Raw genomic sequence first — 19,049 nt, forward strand, 5'->3', positions numbered from 1 at the left:
GTTCCTTCCGGCCGCGGCCCGAACGGTAGTGTTGCAACCATGACCCAACAACTTCCTGTCGCCGTTTTGGGCGCAAACGGGCGCATGGGCGCCGAGGCCGTGAAAGCTGTGGAGGCCGCTCCGGACATGGTGCTCGTCGCCGCGCTGGGACGCGGTGACTCCCTCGATTCCTTGCTCGACGCCGGTGCCCGGTACGTCGTGGACCTCACCGTTCCGGAAAGCACCGAGGAGAACGTTCGCTTCGCCGTCGAAAACGGCATGCACGCCGTGGTGGGCACCACCGGGTGGGACCTGGGCAGGCTGGAGTCGCTGGAGACCCTGCTGGCCGGCCACCCGGAAGTCGGCGTACTGATTGCGCCCAACTTCGCCCTCGGCTCTGTGCTCACGTCGGCATTTGCTGCCAAGGCGTCCAAGTACTTCGAATCCGTGGAGATCATCGAACTCCACCACCCGGACAAGGTGGATGCGCCCTCGGGTACTGCGGTGCGCACCGCCCAGCTGGTGGCAGCGGAACGCGAGGCGGCCGGCGTCGGGCCCAGCCCGGACGCAACAACAACTGAACTGGCCGGAGCCCGCGGCTGCGAGGTGGACGGCGTGCGTGTGCACAGCGTCCGGCTCCGCGGGCTCGTGGCCCACCAGGAGGTCCTCCTCGGCGGGCGGGGGGAGCAGCTGACGCTCCGTCATGATTCATTCGACCGCGCCTCGTTCATGCCCGGTGTCCTCCTGGGTGTCCGCAACGTTGCCGCCCATCCGGGCCTCACCGTAGGCCTCGACGGCTACCTGGACCTGGGGCTGTAACGCAGTGAAACCGCTACTTAGCTGGCTGAAGACCAACCGCACCAAGATCTGGGTGGGCGCGGTGACGCTCCTGCTGGTCTTCTATCTGGTGGTGTCCCTCCAGCGCTCGGTCCTGCTGCTGACCGATCCCGAGCCCGTGGCCAAGGCCATCGGCGCGGCGTACCTCGTGCTGCCGGTGATCGGCGCCTGGGCCCTGATCCGGGAACTCCTCTTCGGCGCCCGGACGGAACAGATGGCGCGGGTGCTTGAGGCCGAAGGCGGCCTGCCGGAGGACAACCTGCCCCGCACGCCGGCCGGCCGGATTATCCGGGCTGCGGCGGACCAGGAGTTCGAGAAATACCGCGCGGAAACCGAAGCGGCCCCGGACGACTGGCGCTCCTGGTTCAGGCTCAGCTGCGCCTATGACGCGTCGGGCGACCGGAAACGGGCACGGTCTTCCATGCGGGATGCCGTGCGGCTGTTCCGCGCCTCCAGCGACGCTGTGGCGCGCTAGCCGGGCAGCCGGTCTACCGGACGGGCAGCCGGTCTACCGGATCCTTGCCGGCTGGTGGCGGCCCACCTGGTTGGCGGCGTGTCCGAGCCATTCCAGCGGACCGCGCCATTTCAGGATCGCGAAGACCATGCCGATCACCACGGCCAGCGCCGCGTGGGCGAAGTACATCCCGTCCTCGGTCCACCCCACAGGCAATGGCTTGAGATGGAACGACGCCACCACGCACACATGGGCCGTGTACAGCGTCAGCGTCATGGCGCCGGGTCCGCGGAGGGGAAGCAGCAGGTCCAGCGCCAGCCACTGTCCCAGCCTGCCCACCAGAAGGCAAAGGCCGACGACGGCGGCCGCCACGCCGCTGGTATGCAGCAGGTCCAGCGTGGTTCCGGAATGTGGCGCGCTGGTGGCCAGCCACCACCACGATCCCTCCTGGCGGACGCCGGCCAGATTGACCTGCAGGAGGCTGTCCAGCGGATAGTTGGGGTCCGTGAGGATGTCCTGCAGGGCGGCGCGGCCGCCCCATCGCTCCATCGCCGCCGTGCCCAGGACCTTGGAGAATGCCGCCACCGCAGTGCCGCCGAGCAGCATCAACACGGGAACTATCGCCGTGGTCAGCGCGAGCCTGCCAATGATGAGACCCACCAACAGATATGAAATCCACTGGAACACCGGGTAGTACCCCGTCAGGAACAGGTCTCCAAGCAGCTGGCCCGGGGCGGTGAGGTCCTCCCACCCCGGGTTGTGGTTGAGCTGCAGCGGCGGATCTGCGGCCATCAGCCACGGCCGCAGCAGGAAGGCAACCAACGGGGACAGCAGGATCCAGCCCGCTGCCCAGGCGCACAGGGCCTTCAGCCGCAGCCCGATGAACGGCAGAACGCACAGGAACAGCACGGCGTAATGGACCAGGATTACCGCCACGTTGACGTCAAGTCCGCCGAGCGCGAGCCCGACGACGGCAATCACCAGGGCGCGCATCGCGATGCCGCGCCGCGCCGCGGTCAGTGCCGGTCCATCAAGAGGCTGTTGCTTGCCGGTGGACAGGGCGAGGCCGATTCCAGCGAGCACGGCAAACAGTGCGGCGGCACGGCCGGAGAATGTCAGGCCCACCCAGGTCGGGGTCAGGGCGGCATTTGCCTCGAAGGTCGGGAGCAGGTGGGTGGCCATCATGCCCAGGAGGGCCAGGCCGCGGGCAGCATCGATACCGGCCAATCGGACGCCTGTTGCGGGCCCCTTCGCTGTTTTGGAAGATGCAGCCGTGCTCCGCGAGGTCATGATGTGATCGTCTCACATCCGCATTGCAGCACTGATTTTCATGAACCGGGGTCGCCTGAGTAATCAAGCGCAACCACGCCGTTGCCGACCGATCGCGTCCCTTCGAGCCTGAGGCTCATCCGGACATCGGGCTCTTCGAGCAGTGGCCGGCCCTGTCCCAGATCCTGGTCGGCGGCGGGCCAGGAACCGGCCATCAGCTCATGGGTGATGCGCTCGGACATGAAAGCGCTCATGGTCCGGAACCGCTCGTTGAGGTTGCGGAGGAGTTCGCCGTCCACAGACGCCAGCTGATGTCCCGGTTGAGGACCTCGAAGAATCCATCCAGGGACACTGACATCATCAGGATGATCCTGCGCATTCGAGCACCTCCAGCAGGCGGCGAAAGGCGGCAGGTCGCCGTCGTTCCCCCAGCGAAGCAGTGTGGCTAAAGCACTAGGGCCGGTCTGTGGTAATGCTTCTCCGGCTCTTGTATTCGAATATATGTTCGAATATGATTTCGGCATGAAGAAGTCATCAGGGCGTTTGCCGGGTCCCCAGTCGGCAGGTCACCAGCCGGGAGGGCGCGCGCTTGGCGGAGGCCAGCTCAAGAGCGATGCGCCCAAACCTCATGCGCTCAGAAGTGACGCGCCTAAGGGCGACCCGCTGAAGGCAATGAGCCCGGGCGTCGTGGACTACCTGTTCCGGCAACTCGTGGCGGGGGAGCCGCCCGAGGACACCCAGTGGAACCGGGAAGGCATTGCGCTCTCCGTCCAAGGGCCCGGGGCAGAGCTTGCACGCCGGCTGTCCGAAACGGATCTCGATGCGCTGACGCCCACGGAGCTGTTCCACTACGTCAGGGCCGCGCAGCGCCTTTCCCAGTGGGCCGAGTCATTGCGGGAGGCGGCTGTGGAGCGTTACTGCTCGGGTCCGGAGCCCGCCTAGGATGGGCTCGTGACTGCACCCCTGACTGTATCCGCCATCCAGTATGCGGCCTTGGGCGGCGGCATCTACGCCAATGTGCCGGAGCATGTGCGCCTCATTGAGGACGCCGACTCGCACGGTGCCCGGCTGGTGCTGTTCCCCGAACTGTCCCTCACGGGGTACGACCTGCCGTTGCTTCGCGGCGGCGACCAGTCTCATGCGGGGGACCAGTGGGTGGCGCCAGGGGACCACCGTTTGGACCCCATCCGCGAGATCTGCCGCAGAACCGGGATCACCGCCGTCGTTGGCGCACCCTTCCGGGAGCCGGACGGCACGCCGCGGCTCGCATCCCTGGCCGTCCACCCGAACGGCACAGACGAGGCTGGCTTCAAGACGCACCTTCACGGCGACGAGCAGTCCTTGTTCGAGGCAGGGCCGGGGTATGAAGCAGGGCCTGGGTCCGAAGATGGGCGGTCGGAAGATGGGCGGTTCGGAGAAGGGCAGGGGGTCGAAGCAGGGCAGGAACCGCTCCTGCTGGACGTGGACGGCTGGAAAATTGCACTGGCCATCTGCTTCGATGCTGCCCATCCCGCGCACTCCGGCGCTGCTGCCGCTGCCGGAGCTGACGTGTATGCCGTCTCGGCGCTCTATACGCAGGAGGAAGGCCACCGGCTGGGGCTGCATCTCGGAGCGCGGGCCATGGACAACCGCATGTACGGCGTCCTTGCCAACCTGGGTGGCCGTACGCCGCTGGGTCCGTCCTGCGGCCTGAGCGGTTTCTGGGGACCGGACGGGCTGTCGATGCAGCAGGCTGGCGGTACCGGAACGGAAGTGGTCACCGCCGTGCTGCAGCGGGGTTCGCTGGAGAGGTACCGGTAGCCAGCCTGCTCGCCGCAATTTGACGATCATCACGCGGTGGCCATTGTCCTAACCTGCACGTGACAGGGTAACGTTTTTCCCATGGCTGACACTTCCGCGAACCTTCCTGCCCTGGGCACCCTCCTGACCGCCATGGTTACCCCGTTCACGATGGACGGCAAGGTCGATTACCAGCAGGCCGCGGAACTGGCCAGCAAGCTCGTTGACGACGGCTGCGACGGCCTGGTTGTCACCGGAACCACCGGCGAGACGTCCACCCTCACCGACGAGGAAAACCTTGGGATGTTCCGCGCCGTGATGGAAGCCGTTGGCGGGCGTGCCGCCGTTATCGCTGGCACCGGAACCAACGACACCGCCCACTCGGTGCACCTGTCCCAGGAAGCCGCCAAGCTGGGCGTCGACGGCCTGCTGATCGTCACGCCCTACTACAACAAGCCCAGCCAGGCCGGCGTCCGGGCGCACTTCGAGACGGTCGCATCCGCCACGGACCTGCCCGTCATGCTCTACGACATCCCCGGGCGGTCCTCCATCGAGATCGCGCCGGACACCATGATCCGCCTCGCCCAGCACCCGAACATCGTGGCCGTCAAGGACGCCAAGGCCGACTTCGCCGCAGCAACCCGCGTTCTGGCCGAGACCGACCTTGCCTTCTACTCCGGCGACGACGGCCTGACCCTGCAGTGGATGGCCCTGGGCGCCGTGGGCCTCGTGGGTGTCACCACGCACGTCGCCACCCGCCGCTTCCGGGAGCTCATCGACGCGATCAACGCGAACGACCTCGGCACGGCCCGCAAGATCAACTTCGAGCTTGAGCCGGTAGTGCGCGCCACGATGACCCGCGTCCAAGGCGCCGTTGCAGCCAAGCAAATTCTTAAATGGCAGGGAGTCCTGCCCAACTCGATTGTCCGCTTGCCCCTCGTGGAGCCGGACGAAGCCGAGATCGAAACCATCCGCGAGGACTTGGCGAAAGGAGGGCTGGTCTTTTCCTGACGGACTGAGACCGGCACTCTTCGTCTGGAAAGAAGTGCATTATGACCCAAGTAGCCCTCCCCGGCCTCGTTACGCCTCCCCGCCTTCCCCAGGGCACCCTGCGGATTGTTCCGCTGGGCGGGCTCGGCGAAATCGGCCGGAACATGGCTGTGTTCGAAATCGACGGCAAGCTGCTGGTCGTCGACTGCGGCGTCCTCTTCCCCGAGGAAACCCAGCCCGGCGTTGACCTGATCCTGCCCGATTTCTCCTACATCGAAGACCGGATCAATGACATCGTGGCCGTGGTCCTCACCCACGGCCACGAGGACCACATCGGAGCCGTTCCGTACCTGCTGCGGCTCCGCAACGACATTCCACTCGTGGGATCGCAGCTGACTCTCGCGCTGATTGAAGCCAAGCTGCAGGAGCACCGGATCAGGCCCTACACGCTGTCCGTCACCGAGGGGCAGGTGGAGCAGTTCGGTCCCTTCCAGTGCGAGTTTGTTGCGGTCAACCACTCCATCCCGGACGCCCTGGCGGTCTTCATCCGCACGGCCGGCGGGACGGTGCTGCATACCGGTGACTTCAAGATGGACCAGCTGCCGCTCGACGGCCGCATCACCGATCTCCGGCACTTCGCCAAGCTGGGCGAAGAAGGCGTGGACCTGTTCATGTCCGACTCAACCAACGCCGACGTCCCTGGATTCACCACCGCGGAGAAGGAGATCGGCCCCACCCTGGACCGGCTCTTCGGCCAGGCCACCAAGCGCATCATCGTGGCGTCGTTCTCATCCCACGTGCACAGGGTGCAGCAGGTCCTGGACGCTGCGGCCAAGCACGGCCGCAACGTCGCCTTCGTGGGGCGTTCCATGGTGCGGAACATGGCCATCGCCGCCAAACTCGGCTACCTGCACGTGCCGGACGGCATCGTGGTGGACCTGAAGAACATCGACACGCTGCCCGACAACCGGGTGGTCCTGATGTCCACCGGCTCCCAGGGCGAACCCATGGCCGCGCTCTCACGCATGGCCAACGGCGACCACCGCGTAGTGGTGGGCCAAGGCGACACCGTCATTCTGGCGTCCAGCCTCATTCCCGGCAACGAGAATGCCGTCTTCCGCATCATCAACGGCCTGCTGAAGCTCGGCGCCGACGTGATCCACAAGGGCAACGCCAAGGTTCATGTGTCCGGCCATGCCGCGGCGGGGGAGCTCCTCTACTGCTACAACATCCTCGAGCCGCTCAACGCCATGCCGGTGCACGGCGAAACCCGCCACCTGATCGCCAACGGCAAGATCGCAGAGGAGTCGGGAGTTCCGGCCGCAAGCATCCTGCTGGCAGACAACGGCACCGTGATCGACCTTCACGACCACCGCGCCGACATCGTGGGCCAGGTGGAGGTCGGCTTCGTGTACGTGGACGGCTCCAGCGTCGGCGAAATCACCGACGCAGACCTCAAGGACCGCCGCGTCCTGGGCGATGAAGGCTTCATCTCCATCATCACGGTCATCAACCGAGCAACCGGCAAGGTTGTCTCCGGGCCGGAGATCCACGCCCGCGGCGTTGCCGAGGACGACTCGGTCTTCGACGACATCATTCCCAAGATCAACGCCGCACTGGAGGAGGCCGTGCTCAGCAACGCTGACCACACCAACCACCAGCTGCAGCAGATCATCCGCCGGGTCGTCGGCACGTGGGTCAACCGCAAGCTGCGCCGGCGCCCCATGATCATCCCGGTGGTCCTGGAGGCCTAGCTGCCGGTGCCCGGGGGCTGAACACAGCCCCCGGAAGGCCCGGAAATCCGCTGTTCCGCGGCCGCGGTGGAGTACCGTGGCACATATGGCCACTCGTACTTCCCCGGCGCCAAAACGTACCCCCAGCAGTAAAACGGGCGCATCCGCAGGCCGCAGCGGCTCGTCGGCGGCGAAATCCGGCCGGGCCGGATCGTCCGCCGGCAGCGCCCGCACGCGCCAGCTTCCCGCCGTCGAACACCGGCAGCCCTGGCTGCTGCGGGTGGCCGGCGGGGCCTGGCAGGGCATCGGCCATCTGGTGGGCGGGGGAGTGCGCCGGATCGGCCAGGACGTCAACGACATCGCACCCGAAGACCGCCGTGACGGGGCCGCCCTGTTCAACATGGCGCTGGCGGTCTTCATCGCCACTTTCGCCTGGTGGGGTTTCCGTGGCTGGTTCCCGGACGCCGTCTACGCCGTGGTCAACGGCACGTTCGGATGGATGTCGCTCGTCCTGCCGCTCATGCTCTTCGTGTGCGCCTGCAGGCTGTTCCGGCAGCCTGTAGACGGCCGAGGAAACAACCGCGTGGGAATCGGCTTCCTCATCATGACGTTCGCAGGGTGCGGCATCGCGCACATTGTGGGCGGCCAGCCGACCGTCAGCGAGGGCTTCGACGGGCTGCGGCAGGCTGGCGGCATGCTGGGCTTCCTGGCGGCCTCGCCGTTGGCCGCCATTCACCCAGCGGTCCCGGTGGTCCTGTACGGGCTGCTGGCCTTCGTGTCCGTCCTCATCGTCACGGCCACGCCGTTCGGCGCCATACCGCGGCGGCTGCGCGGCGCCTATGAGCACCTGATGGGCATCGACCTTCAGGAGAACGACGGCGACGCCCACGACCGCAGCTACCTGTACGAGAACAGCCCTCCCGCCCCGAAGAAGAAGCGCAAGCGGCTCTTCGGCAAGGATGCGGAAGCCGATCCCCGGCTGGAAGGCTACGTCGGAGACGAAGCCTTTGAGCATGCCGTGGTCGACGACGACGAGCCGTCACCGGAGGCAGGCAAGGGGCGCCCTGCTGTGGCCCCCGGAGTCCGGCGGCCCACGCAGGCGGAGATCGCCGTCGAGAAGATCAAGGCAGCCCAGGGACTCGGCGCCAAGGGCGCCGACGCCGAGAACGCCACCGAGGCCATTCCGCTCGTGACCCCGGGTATGGCCGGTTCGGTGACTGCACCCGCTGCTGCCGTGCAGGTGCCGTCCAAGCCAGTGGCGCCTGCGCCGCCGCCCACACCGATTCCGCAGCGCACGGAGCAGCTGTCCCTCGCTGGCGATGTCACCTACACGCTGCCGTCGTCCGACGTGCTCACACCCGGCTCCATTCCCAAGGAACGTACGGAGGCCAACGACGCTGTCGTGGCCGCTTTGACTGACACGCTCCAGCAGTTCAACGTGGATGCCACTGTGACCGGTTTCAGCCGCGGTCCGACCGTGACCCGGTACGAGATCGAACTGGCGCCGGGCACCAAAGTGGAGCGGGTCACCGCGCTGTCCAAAAACATCTCCTACGCCGTCGCCTCGAGCGACGTCCGCATCCTCAGCCCCATTCCCGGTAAGTCGGCCATCGGCATCGAGATCCCCAACACGGATCGTGAGACCGTGTCGCTGGGCGACGTCCTGCGCAGCCAGAACGCCCGCCGCACGGACCACCCCATGGTCATGGGCGTGGGCAAGGACGTCGAGGGCGGCTACGTCGTGGCCAACCTGGCGAAGATGCCCCACCTGCTGGTGGCCGGTGCCACCGGTGCCGGTAAGTCCTCGTTCGTGAACTCCATGATCACGTCCCTGCTGATGCGGGCCACCCCCGACGAGGTCCGTATGGTCATGGTGGACCCCAAGCGCGTGGAGCTCACTGCCTACGAAGGCGTGCCGCACCTCATCACGCCCATCATCACCAACCCCAAGAAGGCTGCCGAGGCGCTGCAGTGGGTGGTCCGTGAAATGGACGCCCGCTACGATGACCTGGCCAACTACGGCTTCAAGCACGTCGACGACTTCAACAAGGCAGTGCGCGCCGGCAAGGTCCAGCCGCCGGTGGATTCAAAGCGGGTCATCCGGCCCTACCCGTACCTCCTGGTGATTGTGGACGAGCTTGCCGACCTGATGATGGTGGCACCGCGGGACGTGGAAGATTCCATCGTCCGCATCACGCAGCTGGCCCGCGCCGCCGGTATCCACCTGGTGCTCGCCACGCAGCGCCCGTCCGTTGACGTGGTCACCGGCCTCATCAAGGCCAACGTGCCGTCCCGGATGGCCTTCGCCACGTCATCCGTGACCGACTCCCGCGTGGTCCTGGACCAGCCCGGTGCCGAGAAGCTGATCGGACAGGGTGACGCGCTGTTCCTTCCGATGGGTGCGTCCAAGGCGATGCGCGTACAGGGCGCCTGGGTGACCGAATCCGAAATCCATAAGGTCGTCGAACACGTGAAGGGCCAGCTCCAGGCCGTCTACCGAGACGACGTCGCACCAGAGGCGCAGAAAAAGCAGATCGACGACGACATCGGGGACGACCTCGAAGTGCTGCTGCAGGCCACGGAGCTGGTGGTCACCACCCAGTTCGGCTCGACGTCCATGCTGCAGCGCAAGCTCCGCGTCGGGTTCGCCAAGGCGGGCCGCCTCATGGACCTGCTCGAATCACGCGGCGTCGTTGGTCCATCGGAAGGCTCCAAGGCGCGTGATGTGCTGGTCAAGCCGGACGACCTCGCCGCGGTGCTGGCCGCGATGAAGGGCCAGGAGGCTCCGGCCACGGCCGATTCGCAGACCGCCGCGCTCAGTGACAACGCCAACGCCAACATCGCGCAGGGCGGCTACGCGGAGGACCTCGTTGCCGCCGACCTGGACAACCGCACCCAGGGTGTCGACTATTACGACGGCGCCGACAGTTCCGGTGACGACGAGGACGGTTCCGAGGACGCCTGGTCCCTCACCGGTCGGTAGTCCTAATGACGTTCAACAAGAAAGCGGTAGCGCCGAAGACGGTAGCCTAGAAGGGTGACTAGCACCGAAGCGACCGCGGCCGGCTCCAACAGCTCCGGGATCTGGAATCTTCCCAACATCCTCACGATGCTCCGCATTGTGCTGGTGCCGTTCTTCGTGTGGTTCCTTGTCGCCGATGCCCCGGGCCTGCGAAGCGAGTCCGGCGGGTGGCGCTGGGCAGCCGTGGCGGCGTTCGCCGTCGCGATTTACACGGACAAGCTCGACGGCGACATCGCCCGCAGCAGGGGACTGGTCACCGACTTCGGCAAGATTGCCGATCCGATCGCGGACAAGCTGCTGACCGGATCCGCCCTGGTCATGCTGAGCGTCCTGAATGAGCTGCCCTGGTGGATGACGATCGTGATCCTGGTCCGTGAGTGGGGCATCACGGCGCTGCGGTTCTTCGTGATCCGCTACGGCGTCATCCCGGCGTCACGCGGCGGCAAGCTCAAGACGGTTGTCCAGACCGTGGCGATCTTCCTCTACCTCCTTCCGCTGGCATCCATCGCACCGTGGCTGACCTGGGTGGCCTTCGCGGTGATGCTGGCAGCCGTGCTGATCACCGTCTGGACCGGCGTCGAATACGTCGTGCAAGCACTGAAAGTCAGGTCGGAGGGGCTGCGCCGGCGGGCTGCGGACCGTGGCCAGCAGGAGAACGAGGAGGGCCAGCCGTGACGAATCTGCACCGGATCGCCGGAGAAGCCGTGGCTGCGGCCGTTGGGCGCGGCGTCACCGTGGCCACCGCGGAATCACTCACCGCAGGAATGGTCGCCGCTGTACTGGCCGACACCCCAGGGGCGTCCGCCATGCTGCAGGGCGGCGTGGTCTCCTACAGCAACACCGTGAAGCGGGACGTCCTTGGCGTTCCGCAGGACCTGCTGGACGCCGTCGGATCGGTGGATGGAGCAGTGGCTGCCGCCATGGCCGAAGGCGCCCGGCGGGTCTGCGGGGCCGACCTCGCCGTCTCCACCACGGGTGTGGCCGGCCCTGACGCGCACGATGGCAAAGCGGTTGGAACAGTGTTCGTGGGCGTCGCCACCGCGGACCGCGTGCAGGCCTTTCCCTACAGCTTCCAGGGCACCCGGGCAGAAATCCGCGGGCTGGCCTGTGGCGCTGCTTTGGAGCGGCTTCAGGAGGCACTGGCTGCGTTAAGCTGAGTTTCCGGCTACGCTGGCCTGGCCCACTGACTGCGCTAAGCTACCCGGAGTAAGGTTGCCGGGAACAAAAAGTGAATCCGAATAGTTGTCACATTGTGTCGCCTCTCCCTGAGGGAGGCGCCTAGGATGAAGAGAACATATGCGGTTTGCGTCACAGTGAACCGGAACCACGAGGGAGCAAGGCGATACAGATGGTAAAGCAGCCCGTGTCCGTAAACGGCGTTGTCCGCTGGAAGGACGTGGGCCTCGCCGATCAGGCCAAGAGCGAACAGAAGGAGCGCAAGATGGTTGTACTTCGTCACGAAATCGGTGATGTACTGCGCGATGTCCGCCAGCGTCAAGGGCGTACCCTCCGCGAAGTCTCGCACAGTGCCCGGGTGTCCCTGGGTTACCTGAGCGAAGTGGAACGCGGCCAGAAGGAAGCTTCCTCGGAACTCCTGTCCTCGATCTGTTCGGCGCTGGATGTTCCGCTATCCAGCATGCTCCGTGAGGTCAGCGACCGCGTGGCCGTCGCTGAAGGCGTTGCCGTGCCGGACACCGTCCCGCAGGAATTCTCCCAGCGTTACGGCCGGGACCTTGAGCGTGACCTGAGCAGCGAGCTTAACAACGAACTCGCCACGGAAATGCTCTCGGGCGCCCGGTAACGGAACCCGGAAATCCGGACTCAATAGCAACAGCGAAGGCCTCCGGCAATCCGCCGGAGGCCTTCGTCGTTCCCTGAAATCAAGTCTTAATCTAGGCGCCGTCCCGTGGGAATCCGTCACGTTCGTATGTGGCGTTGAGTTTGGCCATGTAGCCGGCCAGAGCCTCGAGGTCCTCTACCGGCCATTCGCCCAGGCGCTCCCGGAACACCTGCCGCCGGGCATCCTGCACCTGGTGCATCTTCTCTTCGCCCTCGGCTGTGAGCCGGATCGTTTGCGCCCTGCCGTCCAGCGGGTCGGCTTCCTTGAGCACCAGGCCGATGCTTTCAAGGAATGCGATCTGCCTGCTGACAGACGGCTTGCCGACGCCGATGGAGGATGCAAGTTCGGTAAGGCGGATCGGGCCGCTCTTGCGGATCACGGTGAGCAGTCCGTAGGCGGCGGGCTCCATATCCGGGTGGACCTCGCGCGACAGTTGCTGGGAAACGGACCTGGCCCGTCGCCAGAAGAGGCTGATCTGATGCTCCACGTTGGTCAGCGCCGTATCAAGCGTGTCCTCGAAGGCGGCAGTGGCTCCGGGGGCTTCAGCGGGATTGCTCATGGCAACCATTCTAGAGTCAGCGTCCGTGAGAGACTGTATTGAGTGAGGATTAGTGATTTCTGGCGGCTGATGGACGACGAATTCGGGGCCGGCTACTCGCGGGTACTGGGTGGCTCCCTCGTCCTTGCGGGAGTCGGCGGCCGGACGGCGAACCAGGCCCTCGCTGCGGGCGTCAGTCCCCGTGACATCTGGCTGGCGGTGTGCGACGTGCAGGACGTCCCCGAGGAGCGCCGCCTCGGCCGCGATATCAAGCCGCGACAGCACGGGCGAGACCTGGTCTGAGCAGATCCCGACCCGGCCTGGGAACCTGCTGACACGCCGACGGATTGTTCGAATATCTGTTCGGGTGCGACTATGCTTTTTGGCAGCGGGTTATCCACATACGTACGCCTGCCCGGTAAGAATGTCAGCGGGTGGAGCTAGCGTCAGTGATGACAGACAAAGGGCCGCAGAGGCCCCTCCAAAGCGAGAAAGTATTAGAGGTGTGAACCATGGCCGCAGCCCCGGATCGCCAGAAGGCGCTCGACGCAGCGCTTGCCCAGATTGACAAGCAGTTCGGCAAAGGCTCGGTCATGCGCCTGGGCGACGAAGTCCGTGCGCCCATCGAGGTCATTCCGACCGGCTCCATAGCCCTGGACGTCGCCTTGGGAATTGGCGGCCTGCCTCGCGGCCGCATCGTGGAAATCTACGGACCGGAATCCTCCGGTAAGACCACGGTTGCCCTGCACGCCGTCGCCAGTGCCCAGCGACAAGGCGGCATTGCCGCCTTTATTGACGCCGAACATGCCCTGGATCCGGAATACGCAGCCAAGCTGGGCGTCGACACCGACGCGCTCCTCGTGTCCCAGCCGGACACCGGTGAGCAGGCCCTGGAAATCATGGACATGCTTATCGGTTCCGGCTCCCTGGACGTCGTCGTCATCGACTCCGTGGCAGCCCTGGTGCCGCGAGCGGAAATTGAAGGCGACATGGGCGACAGTCACGTCGGTCTCCAGGCCCGCCTTATGAGCCAGGCTCTGCGTAAAATCACCGGCCGCCTGAGCCAGACCAAGACCACCGCCATCTTCATCAACCAGCTGCGCGAAAAGATCGGTGTGTTCTTCGGTTCCCCGGAAACCACCACCGGTGGTAAGGCCCTGAAGTTCTACGCCTCCGTGCGTATCGACGTCCGCCGCATCCAGACCCTCAAGGAGGGCGCGGACTCCGTGGGCAACCGCACCAAGGCCAAGATCGTCAAGAACAAAATGGCCCCGCCGTTCAAGATCGCCGAATTCGACATCATTTACGGCCAGGGCATCTCCCGCGAGGGCGGCATCATTGACATGGGCGTGGAGCACGGCATCATCAAGAAGTCCGGGTCATGGTTCACCTACGACGGCGACCAGCTCGGCCAGGGCATGGAGAACTCGCGCCGCTTCTTGCGCGACAACCCGGAACTGGCGGCCGAGCTCGAGCGCCTGATCAAGGAAAAGCTCGGCGTCGGCGTGAAGGCCCCGGCCGAGACCGAAGCTTCACCGAAGCTGAAGGCCGTTGACGGCTTCTAGCAGACGCCGGTCTTCTTCGGCCTTCGCCAAGGTCGGAGGGGACCGGCAAGCAGGACCAGGCCCCGCTCCGGATGAGGACCGGGAGGCGGACCCGGCGTCGGTGGCGCGCGCCATCGTACTGCGCCAGCTGACCGCATCGCCCAAGAGCCGGCAGCAGCTTGAACGCAAGCTGGCCGAGCGCAACGTGCCGGAGGACGTCGCCGCGGCCGTGCTGGACCGCTTCGAAGAGGTCCGGCTCGTCGACGACGCCGAATTCGCGGACATGTGGGTGCGGAGCAGGTCGCAGTCGCGCAGGCTGGCCAAGGGAGCCCTGCGCCGGGAGCTCGCGGACAAGGGCATTGACCCTGACACGGCGGCCTCGGCCCTGGAGCAGCTCAGCGACGAGGACGAAGAAGCCTCCGCGCGTCACTTGGTGGAACGCAAGCTTCGGCCGGGGACGGACCTGACTGACCGGGCGGAACGCGACAAGACCACACGGCGGCTCGCGTCCATGCTTGCCCGCAAGGGGTACCAGCCCTCGCAGGCTTTCCGGATCGTGGGGGAGGTCCTGGACGCTGCAGCCGGCGGCGCCGCGTCCGACGAGGATACTTACGAGGCCGCCGCGCACTGGGAGTGAGCGCAGCCGGTACTCTTGGCAGCCGGTACCCTTAATGGGTGAGCCTGACCTATCCTTCTCCCGCAACCGGCACCGAAAACGAACCGACTGGTGAGGCCGCTGTGCCCCGCACCTACCAGGTGCGCACCTTCGGCTGCCAGATGAACGTTCACGACTCCGAGCGCATGGCGGGCATGCTGGAAGCCGCCGGTTATGTACCGGCGGACGGTGCCCAGGCCGACGTCGTCGTTTTCAACACCTGCGCCGTGCGGGAAAACGCCGACAACAAGCTCTACGGCAACCTCGGCCAGTTGGCCCCCGTCAAGGCAGCCAACCCGGGGATGCAGATCGCCGTCGGCGGCTGCCTCGCCCAGAAGGACCGCGAAACCATCCTGAAGAAGGCGCCCTGGGTCGATGCCGTCTTCGGCACGCACAACGTCGGCGCCCTGCCTGCCCTTTTGGACCGGGCGCGCCACAACAACGAGGCGCAGCTGGAAATCCTCGAGTCGCTGGATGTCTTCCCATCCACGCTGCCCACCAAGCGCGACTCCGTCTATTCGGGTTGGGTGTCCATTTCGGTCGGCTGCAACAACACCTGCACCTTCTGCATCGTCCCTGCCCTGCGGGGCAAGGAAAAGGACCGCCGGCCGGGGGAGATCCTTGCCGAGGTCCAGGCCCTGGTGGACGACGGCGCCATCGAAGTGACGCTCCTGGGCCAGAACGTGAACTCGTACGGGGTGGAGTTCGGGGACCGCCAGGCCTTCTCCAAGCTGCTGCGCGCCTGCGGAGAGATCCCGGGCCTGGAACGGGTACGTTTCACGAGCCCCCACCCGGCCGCGTTCACCGATGATGTCATCGACGCCATGGCCGAGACGCCCAACGTCATGCCGCAGCTGCACATGCCTCTCCAGTCGGGATCGGACAAGGTCCTGCGTGACATGAAGCGTTCCTACCGGTCGGCGAAGTTCCTCGGGATCCTGGACAAGGTCCGCGCCAAGATGCCGCATGCGGCGATCTCCACGGACATCATCGTCGGCTTCCCGGGGGAGACGGAGGAGGATTTCCAGGCGACCCTGGACGTCGTCGAAAAGTCACGCTTCGCCACGGCCTTCACCTTCCAGTACTCCAAGCGGCCTGGCACGCCGGCAGCGGACCTGCCGGACCAGCTGCCCAAGGCGGTGGTGCAGGAACGCTTTGAGCGACTCACTGCGCTCCAGGACCGCATCGCGTCGGAAGAGAACGCCAAGCAGCTGGGACGCTGTGTCGAGGTCATGGTCACCGCCCAGTCCGGCCGGAAGTCCGAGGAAACCCACCGCCTCTCAGGCCGTTCGCAGGACCAGCGCCTGGTCCACTTCGCGGTTCCCGAGGGCGCTCCTGCCCCGCGTCCCGGAGACCTGGTGACAGTGACCATTACGGAAGCGGCCGCCTTCCACCTGGTCGCCGATCCGGCCACCGCAGCCGACTACTCCCTGCGCCGGTCCCGCGCCGGCGATGCCTGGGACAGGGCGCAGGCCGACTCCTGCGGCGTGCCGGCGCCTGGCGCAGCGGGGGCCGCCGGCAGAGCAGGCGTGTCACTTGGCATGCCGTCACTCCCGGTGCGGAGCCGCTGACCCGGTGGCGGGCCAACCCCCCGTCATAGCGGTTGTCGGCCCCACCGGTTCGGGCAAGTCCGACCTCGCCGTCGATCTTGCCCTGGCCCTGGACGGCGAGGTGATCAACGCCGACGCCATGCAGTTCTACCGCGGCATGGACATCGGCACCGCCAAGGTCACCGAGGCTGAACAACGGGGCGTCCGGCACCACCTGCTGGACATCCTGGACGTGACGCAGGAGGCGTCGGTGTCCGACTTCCAGCAGCAGGCAAGGGACTGCATCGCGGACATCCACCGCCGCGGCAAGCGCGCCATCCTTGCCGGCGGGTCGGGCCTGTACGTTCGCGCCGCCCTCGATGTGCTGGACTTCCCGGGAACCGATCCGGAAATCCGCATCCGGCTCGAACAGGAGAACGCCGCGGAAGGGACTGCGGTGCTGCTGGACCGCCTCCGGGCCGTGGACCCCGTCTCCGCCGGGCGCATCGGCGACGCCCGCCGCATCATCCGCGCGCTGGAGGTGTTCGAACTGAGTGGACGCCCGTTCAGCTCCTTCATGCCAACCCGCGAGTACCATCAGCCGGCCATCCAGATCGGGCTGGAGGTTGACCGTGAGCAGTTACGGGACCGGCTCGCTGTCCGCGTGCATCGGATGGTGGAGCGGGGGCTGCTGGCGGAAGTCGAAGGGCTGGACGCCCGGGGCCTTCGCCGCGGCAAGACCGCACCCCGCGCACTGGGCTACGCCCAGTTTCTCAAGGTGCTCGACGGCGAAGCGGATGTAGCGCAGGCAGCCGAGGAGACCATCGTGGCCACCAGGCAGTTCGCCCGCCGGCAGCTGACGTGGTTCCGGGCCGACCCCCGCATCAGCTGGCTGGACTGGCAGGACCCCGGGCTCGCCGCCAAGGCAGCCGGCCTGTGCCGCTGAGCCAGCACCCAACGCGCTTGAAGAAAGAGCCTTATGACTCTCGCAGTTGCCGCCGGGCCAAAGCGCACCTCGCGGCGGACCCTCACTGTTGCGATCGCCTCGCTGCTGGCAGCGACGCTGTTCTGGGCCGGCAACTACACCCGCGGCCGGCCAGGCGGATCCAAACCGTTTTTCTGGCGCCGCTGGCGGGCGGGTAACCTTGAACCATGAATGAAACCCTTGCAGAAACAGCCCGGCCCGCCGGCACCACACTGAGCGGACTGCGGTTTTCCAAGGGCCACGGAACAGGCAACGACTTCGTCCTGGTCGCTGATCCCGAGGGCGTGCACGCCATCTCCGCGGAGCAGGTCGCCCAGCTGTGCGACCGTCACCGCGGCATCGGCGGTGACGGCCTCATCCGCGCCGTGCCGTCCCGGCTTCTTGACGAGGGCCGGCAGATTCTTGCCGAAAACCCCGGCGCCGAGTGGTTCATGGATTACCGCAACGGTGACGGTTCCCTGTCGGAGATGTGCGGCAACGGCGTGCGCGTGTTCGTCCACTTCCTCCTGGCCGAAGGCCTGGCTGAGCTGCCTGCCGGCGGCTCGCTGACCATCGGCACCCGCGGCGGCGTCAAGACCATTGTCCGCACAGGTGACGGCTACGCCGTCGACATGGGCCCTTGGGAGTTCATTTTCCCGGACGAGGCAGCGGCCCGCGCCATGGATTCGCTGGTCAGCGCCGACGGACTCGAGGTGCCGCGGCCGGCGCTGTCCGTCAGCATGGGCAACCCGCACACGGTGGTCGCCCTGGCCGAGCTGTCCGAACTCCGGGACACCCGGCTCTTCACCGCCCCGCACGTCGACCCGGCTCCCGGCAATGGCACCAACGTCGAGTTCGTTGTCCCGGCCGAGCCGCTGGTGCACGACGGCGTGGGCACCGTGACCATGCGGGTCCACGAACGTGGTGTCGGCGAAACGCAGTCCTGCGGCACCGGAGCATGTGCAGCAGCGGTGGCCATCCGTCACTGGGCCGGGCAGGGCGCCCCGGACACCTGGCAGGTGAAGGTGCCGGGCGGCGTCGTGGGCGTGAAGTTCTTCACCGTTGCCGGCGGCCGCGAGCACGTGGAGCTCAGCGGCCCGGCAACGATCGTTGCTACCGGGACGCTTTCCTGACCCGCAGGATCCTGAAGGATTTGGACGTGTTTTCCCGCGTCACCGTGAAGGAGCCATCCAGAACCTCCGCCAGCCAGCGCTGAAGCGTATCCGAGCCCAGGTTCTTCTGCACCACCAACCAGGCCGAACCGCCCGGCGCCAGCCTCGGCAGCCAGAGCAGCAGGAGCGAGTGCAGTTCATCCTTGCCGATCCGGATCGGCGGATTGGACCAGATGGTATCGAAACGGATTTCCGGGTCCACATCCTCTGGCGTGCTGGCAGCGACGTTGCTCAGCCCAAGCAGTTCAGCGTTCCCGTTGGTGAGCGCGATGCACCGTTCATTGACGTCCACGGCGTAGACCTGGGCGTGCGGTGCCCGCAGCGCCATGGTCAGGGCGATGGGTCCCCAGCCGCAGCCGATGTCGAGCAGGTTCCCCTGCGGGGAAGGAGCGGGAACCTCGGCCAGCAGGATGGCCGTCCCCTTGTCGATCCCGTCCGGACTGAAGATGCCGGACGAGGTCTGCAGCTTCCGCGTTTCACCGGCCAGTTCCACTGTGAGGGGCTTGCGGGTAAACGGCCCCGCAGGTGAGGCGCTGAAATAGTGGGCAGACTCCATAACTGGCCAGATTAGTGGGCTGCCCGCCCGATGGGAAACCGGCCGATCGGAAAGCCGGCCGGCCGTTCTGGTATCCTTGAAGGCATGTTCCTGATTTTTGAGTAGCCGGTACCTCTTTTTGCCCGCGGCCTTTAGCCGCCGGCGCCGGCCCATGGCTCCCCTCCAATGCGACGCAGGTATTGCCCTTT

Annotated in this window: 21 protein-coding genes; 17 read left to right on the forward strand and 4 right to left on the reverse strand. The window is 66.4% G+C overall.

Going from position 1 to position 19,049, the window contains the following annotated elements; all coding sequences use genetic code 11:
* The first annotated feature begins 39 nt into the window (after positions 1-39).
* Positions 40-798: a 4-hydroxy-tetrahydrodipicolinate reductase gene (gene dapB / locus J7I85_RS09950; RefSeq protein ID WP_214850908.1), complete on the forward strand. Its 759-nt coding sequence runs from the start codon at positions 40-42 to the stop codon at positions 796-798.
* 4 nt (positions 799-802) lie between these two features.
* Positions 803-1,291 carry a hypothetical protein gene (locus tag J7I85_RS09955; protein WP_214850916.1) on the forward strand — a complete coding sequence of 163 codons (489 nt, stop codon included), beginning with the start codon at positions 803-805 and terminating at the stop codon, positions 1,289-1,291.
* Between the two features lie 33 nt (positions 1,292-1,324).
* Here the strand turns inward: J7I85_RS09955 and J7I85_RS09960 are convergent, their stop codons facing one another.
* Positions 1,325-2,560, reverse strand: coding sequence for a heparan-alpha-glucosaminide N-acetyltransferase domain-containing protein (locus tag J7I85_RS09960; RefSeq protein ID WP_214850923.1), 1,236 nt, complete (start codon positions 2,558-2,560; stop codon positions 1,325-1,327).
* Positions 2,561-2,598: 38 nt separating this feature from the next.
* Positions 2,599-2,838: a hypothetical protein gene (locus J7I85_RS09965; RefSeq protein ID WP_251024112.1), complete on the reverse strand. Its 240-nt coding sequence runs from the start codon at positions 2,836-2,838 to the stop codon at positions 2,599-2,601.
* A gap of 223 nt (positions 2,839-3,061) precedes the next feature.
* On the opposite strand from J7I85_RS09965, the gene J7I85_RS25905 reads away from it, so the two are divergent.
* The 8 genes from J7I85_RS25905 (at position 3,062) to J7I85_RS10005 (ending at position 11,864) form a co-directional block, all read left to right on the forward strand.
* A complete protein-coding gene (locus tag J7I85_RS25905; protein WP_374102454.1) occupies positions 3,062-3,481 on the forward strand; it encodes a hypothetical protein in 420 nt (139 codons plus the stop codon).
* A gap of 9 nt (positions 3,482-3,490) precedes the next feature.
* Positions 3,491-4,339 (forward strand): carbon-nitrogen hydrolase family protein, encoded by an 849-nt coding sequence (locus J7I85_RS09975; RefSeq protein WP_214850930.1) that lies wholly within the window; start codon positions 3,491-3,493, stop codon positions 4,337-4,339.
* An 81-nt stretch (positions 4,340-4,420) separates the two neighbouring features.
* The gene (gene dapA, locus J7I85_RS09980; protein ID WP_214850936.1) at positions 4,421-5,329 is read left to right on the forward strand and encodes a 4-hydroxy-tetrahydrodipicolinate synthase; all 909 of its coding nucleotides are present in this window, start codon (positions 4,421-4,423) and stop codon (positions 5,327-5,329) included.
* A gap of 41 nt (positions 5,330-5,370) precedes the next feature.
* Positions 5,371-7,062 (forward strand): ribonuclease J, encoded by a 1,692-nt coding sequence (locus J7I85_RS09985; RefSeq protein WP_214850944.1) that lies wholly within the window; start codon positions 5,371-5,373, stop codon positions 7,060-7,062.
* A gap of 85 nt (positions 7,063-7,147) precedes the next feature.
* The gene (locus J7I85_RS09990; RefSeq protein ID WP_214850953.1) at positions 7,148-10,024 is read left to right on the forward strand and encodes a DNA translocase FtsK; all 2,877 of its coding nucleotides are present in this window, start codon (positions 7,148-7,150) and stop codon (positions 10,022-10,024) included.
* Between the two features lie 54 nt (positions 10,025-10,078).
* Positions 10,079-10,738 (forward strand): CDP-diacylglycerol--glycerol-3-phosphate 3-phosphatidyltransferase, encoded by a 660-nt coding sequence (pgsA, locus tag J7I85_RS09995; RefSeq protein ID WP_214850962.1) that lies wholly within the window; start codon positions 10,079-10,081, stop codon positions 10,736-10,738.
* Complete coding sequence (locus tag J7I85_RS10000) at positions 10,735-11,220, forward strand: CinA family protein (protein WP_214850969.1); 486 nt, start codon at positions 10,735-10,737, stop codon at positions 11,218-11,220. The genes pgsA and J7I85_RS10000 overlap by 4 nt, the downstream gene beginning before the upstream one ends.
* Positions 11,221-11,411: 191 nt before the next feature.
* The gene (locus tag J7I85_RS10005; RefSeq protein ID WP_003798764.1) at positions 11,412-11,864 is read left to right on the forward strand and encodes a helix-turn-helix domain-containing protein; all 453 of its coding nucleotides are present in this window, start codon (positions 11,412-11,414) and stop codon (positions 11,862-11,864) included.
* A 91-nt stretch (positions 11,865-11,955) separates the two neighbouring features.
* Here the strand turns inward: J7I85_RS10005 and J7I85_RS10010 are convergent, their stop codons facing one another.
* The gene (locus tag J7I85_RS10010) at positions 11,956-12,462 is read right to left on the reverse strand and encodes a MarR family winged helix-turn-helix transcriptional regulator (protein ID WP_214850978.1); all 507 of its coding nucleotides are present in this window, start codon (positions 12,460-12,462) and stop codon (positions 11,956-11,958) included.
* A gap of 42 nt (positions 12,463-12,504) precedes the next feature.
* Between J7I85_RS10010 and J7I85_RS10015 the strand changes: the two genes are divergently transcribed.
* From J7I85_RS10015 to dapF, 7 genes are all read left to right on the forward strand, one after another.
* Complete coding sequence (locus J7I85_RS10015) at positions 12,505-12,744, forward strand: DUF3046 domain-containing protein (protein WP_214850987.1); 240 nt, start codon at positions 12,505-12,507, stop codon at positions 12,742-12,744.
* Positions 12,745-12,953: 209 nt separating this feature from the next.
* Positions 12,954-14,006 (forward strand): recombinase RecA, encoded by a 1,053-nt coding sequence (gene recA, locus J7I85_RS10020; RefSeq protein WP_214850995.1) that lies wholly within the window; start codon positions 12,954-12,956, stop codon positions 14,004-14,006.
* 100 nt (positions 14,007-14,106) lie between these two features.
* Positions 14,107-14,622, forward strand: coding sequence for a regulatory protein RecX (locus J7I85_RS10025; protein ID WP_214851003.1), 516 nt, complete (start codon positions 14,107-14,109; stop codon positions 14,620-14,622).
* Positions 14,623-14,660: 38 nt separating this feature from the next.
* Positions 14,661-16,211: a tRNA (N6-isopentenyl adenosine(37)-C2)-methylthiotransferase MiaB gene (gene miaB, locus J7I85_RS10030; RefSeq protein ID WP_214851010.1), complete on the forward strand. Its 1,551-nt coding sequence runs from the start codon at positions 14,661-14,663 to the stop codon at positions 16,209-16,211.
* 4 nt (positions 16,212-16,215) lie between these two features.
* Complete coding sequence (miaA, locus tag J7I85_RS10035; RefSeq protein ID WP_214851018.1) at positions 16,216-17,115, forward strand: tRNA (adenosine(37)-N6)-dimethylallyltransferase MiaA; 900 nt, start codon at positions 16,216-16,218, stop codon at positions 17,113-17,115.
* 33 nt (positions 17,116-17,148) lie between these two features.
* Positions 17,149-17,325: a hypothetical protein gene (locus J7I85_RS10040; RefSeq protein WP_214851021.1), complete on the forward strand. Its 177-nt coding sequence runs from the start codon at positions 17,149-17,151 to the stop codon at positions 17,323-17,325.
* Positions 17,322-18,266 (forward strand): diaminopimelate epimerase, encoded by a 945-nt coding sequence (gene dapF, locus J7I85_RS10045; RefSeq protein ID WP_214851029.1) that lies wholly within the window; start codon positions 17,322-17,324, stop codon positions 18,264-18,266. Before J7I85_RS10040 ends, dapF begins: the two co-directional genes overlap by 4 nt.
* Here the strand turns inward: dapF and J7I85_RS10050 are convergent.
* Positions 18,247-18,861 (reverse strand): class I SAM-dependent methyltransferase, encoded by a 615-nt coding sequence (locus J7I85_RS10050; protein ID WP_214851031.1) that lies wholly within the window; start codon positions 18,859-18,861, stop codon positions 18,247-18,249. The two genes, dapF and J7I85_RS10050, sit on opposite strands and share 20 nt — an antisense overlap.
* Positions 18,862-19,049: the final 188 nt, after the last annotated feature.

Origin of the sequence: Arthrobacter sp. ISL-65 (genome assembly GCF_018613795.1) — a bacterium.
Taxonomy (GTDB): domain Bacteria; phylum Actinomycetota; class Actinomycetes; order Actinomycetales; family Micrococcaceae; genus Arthrobacter.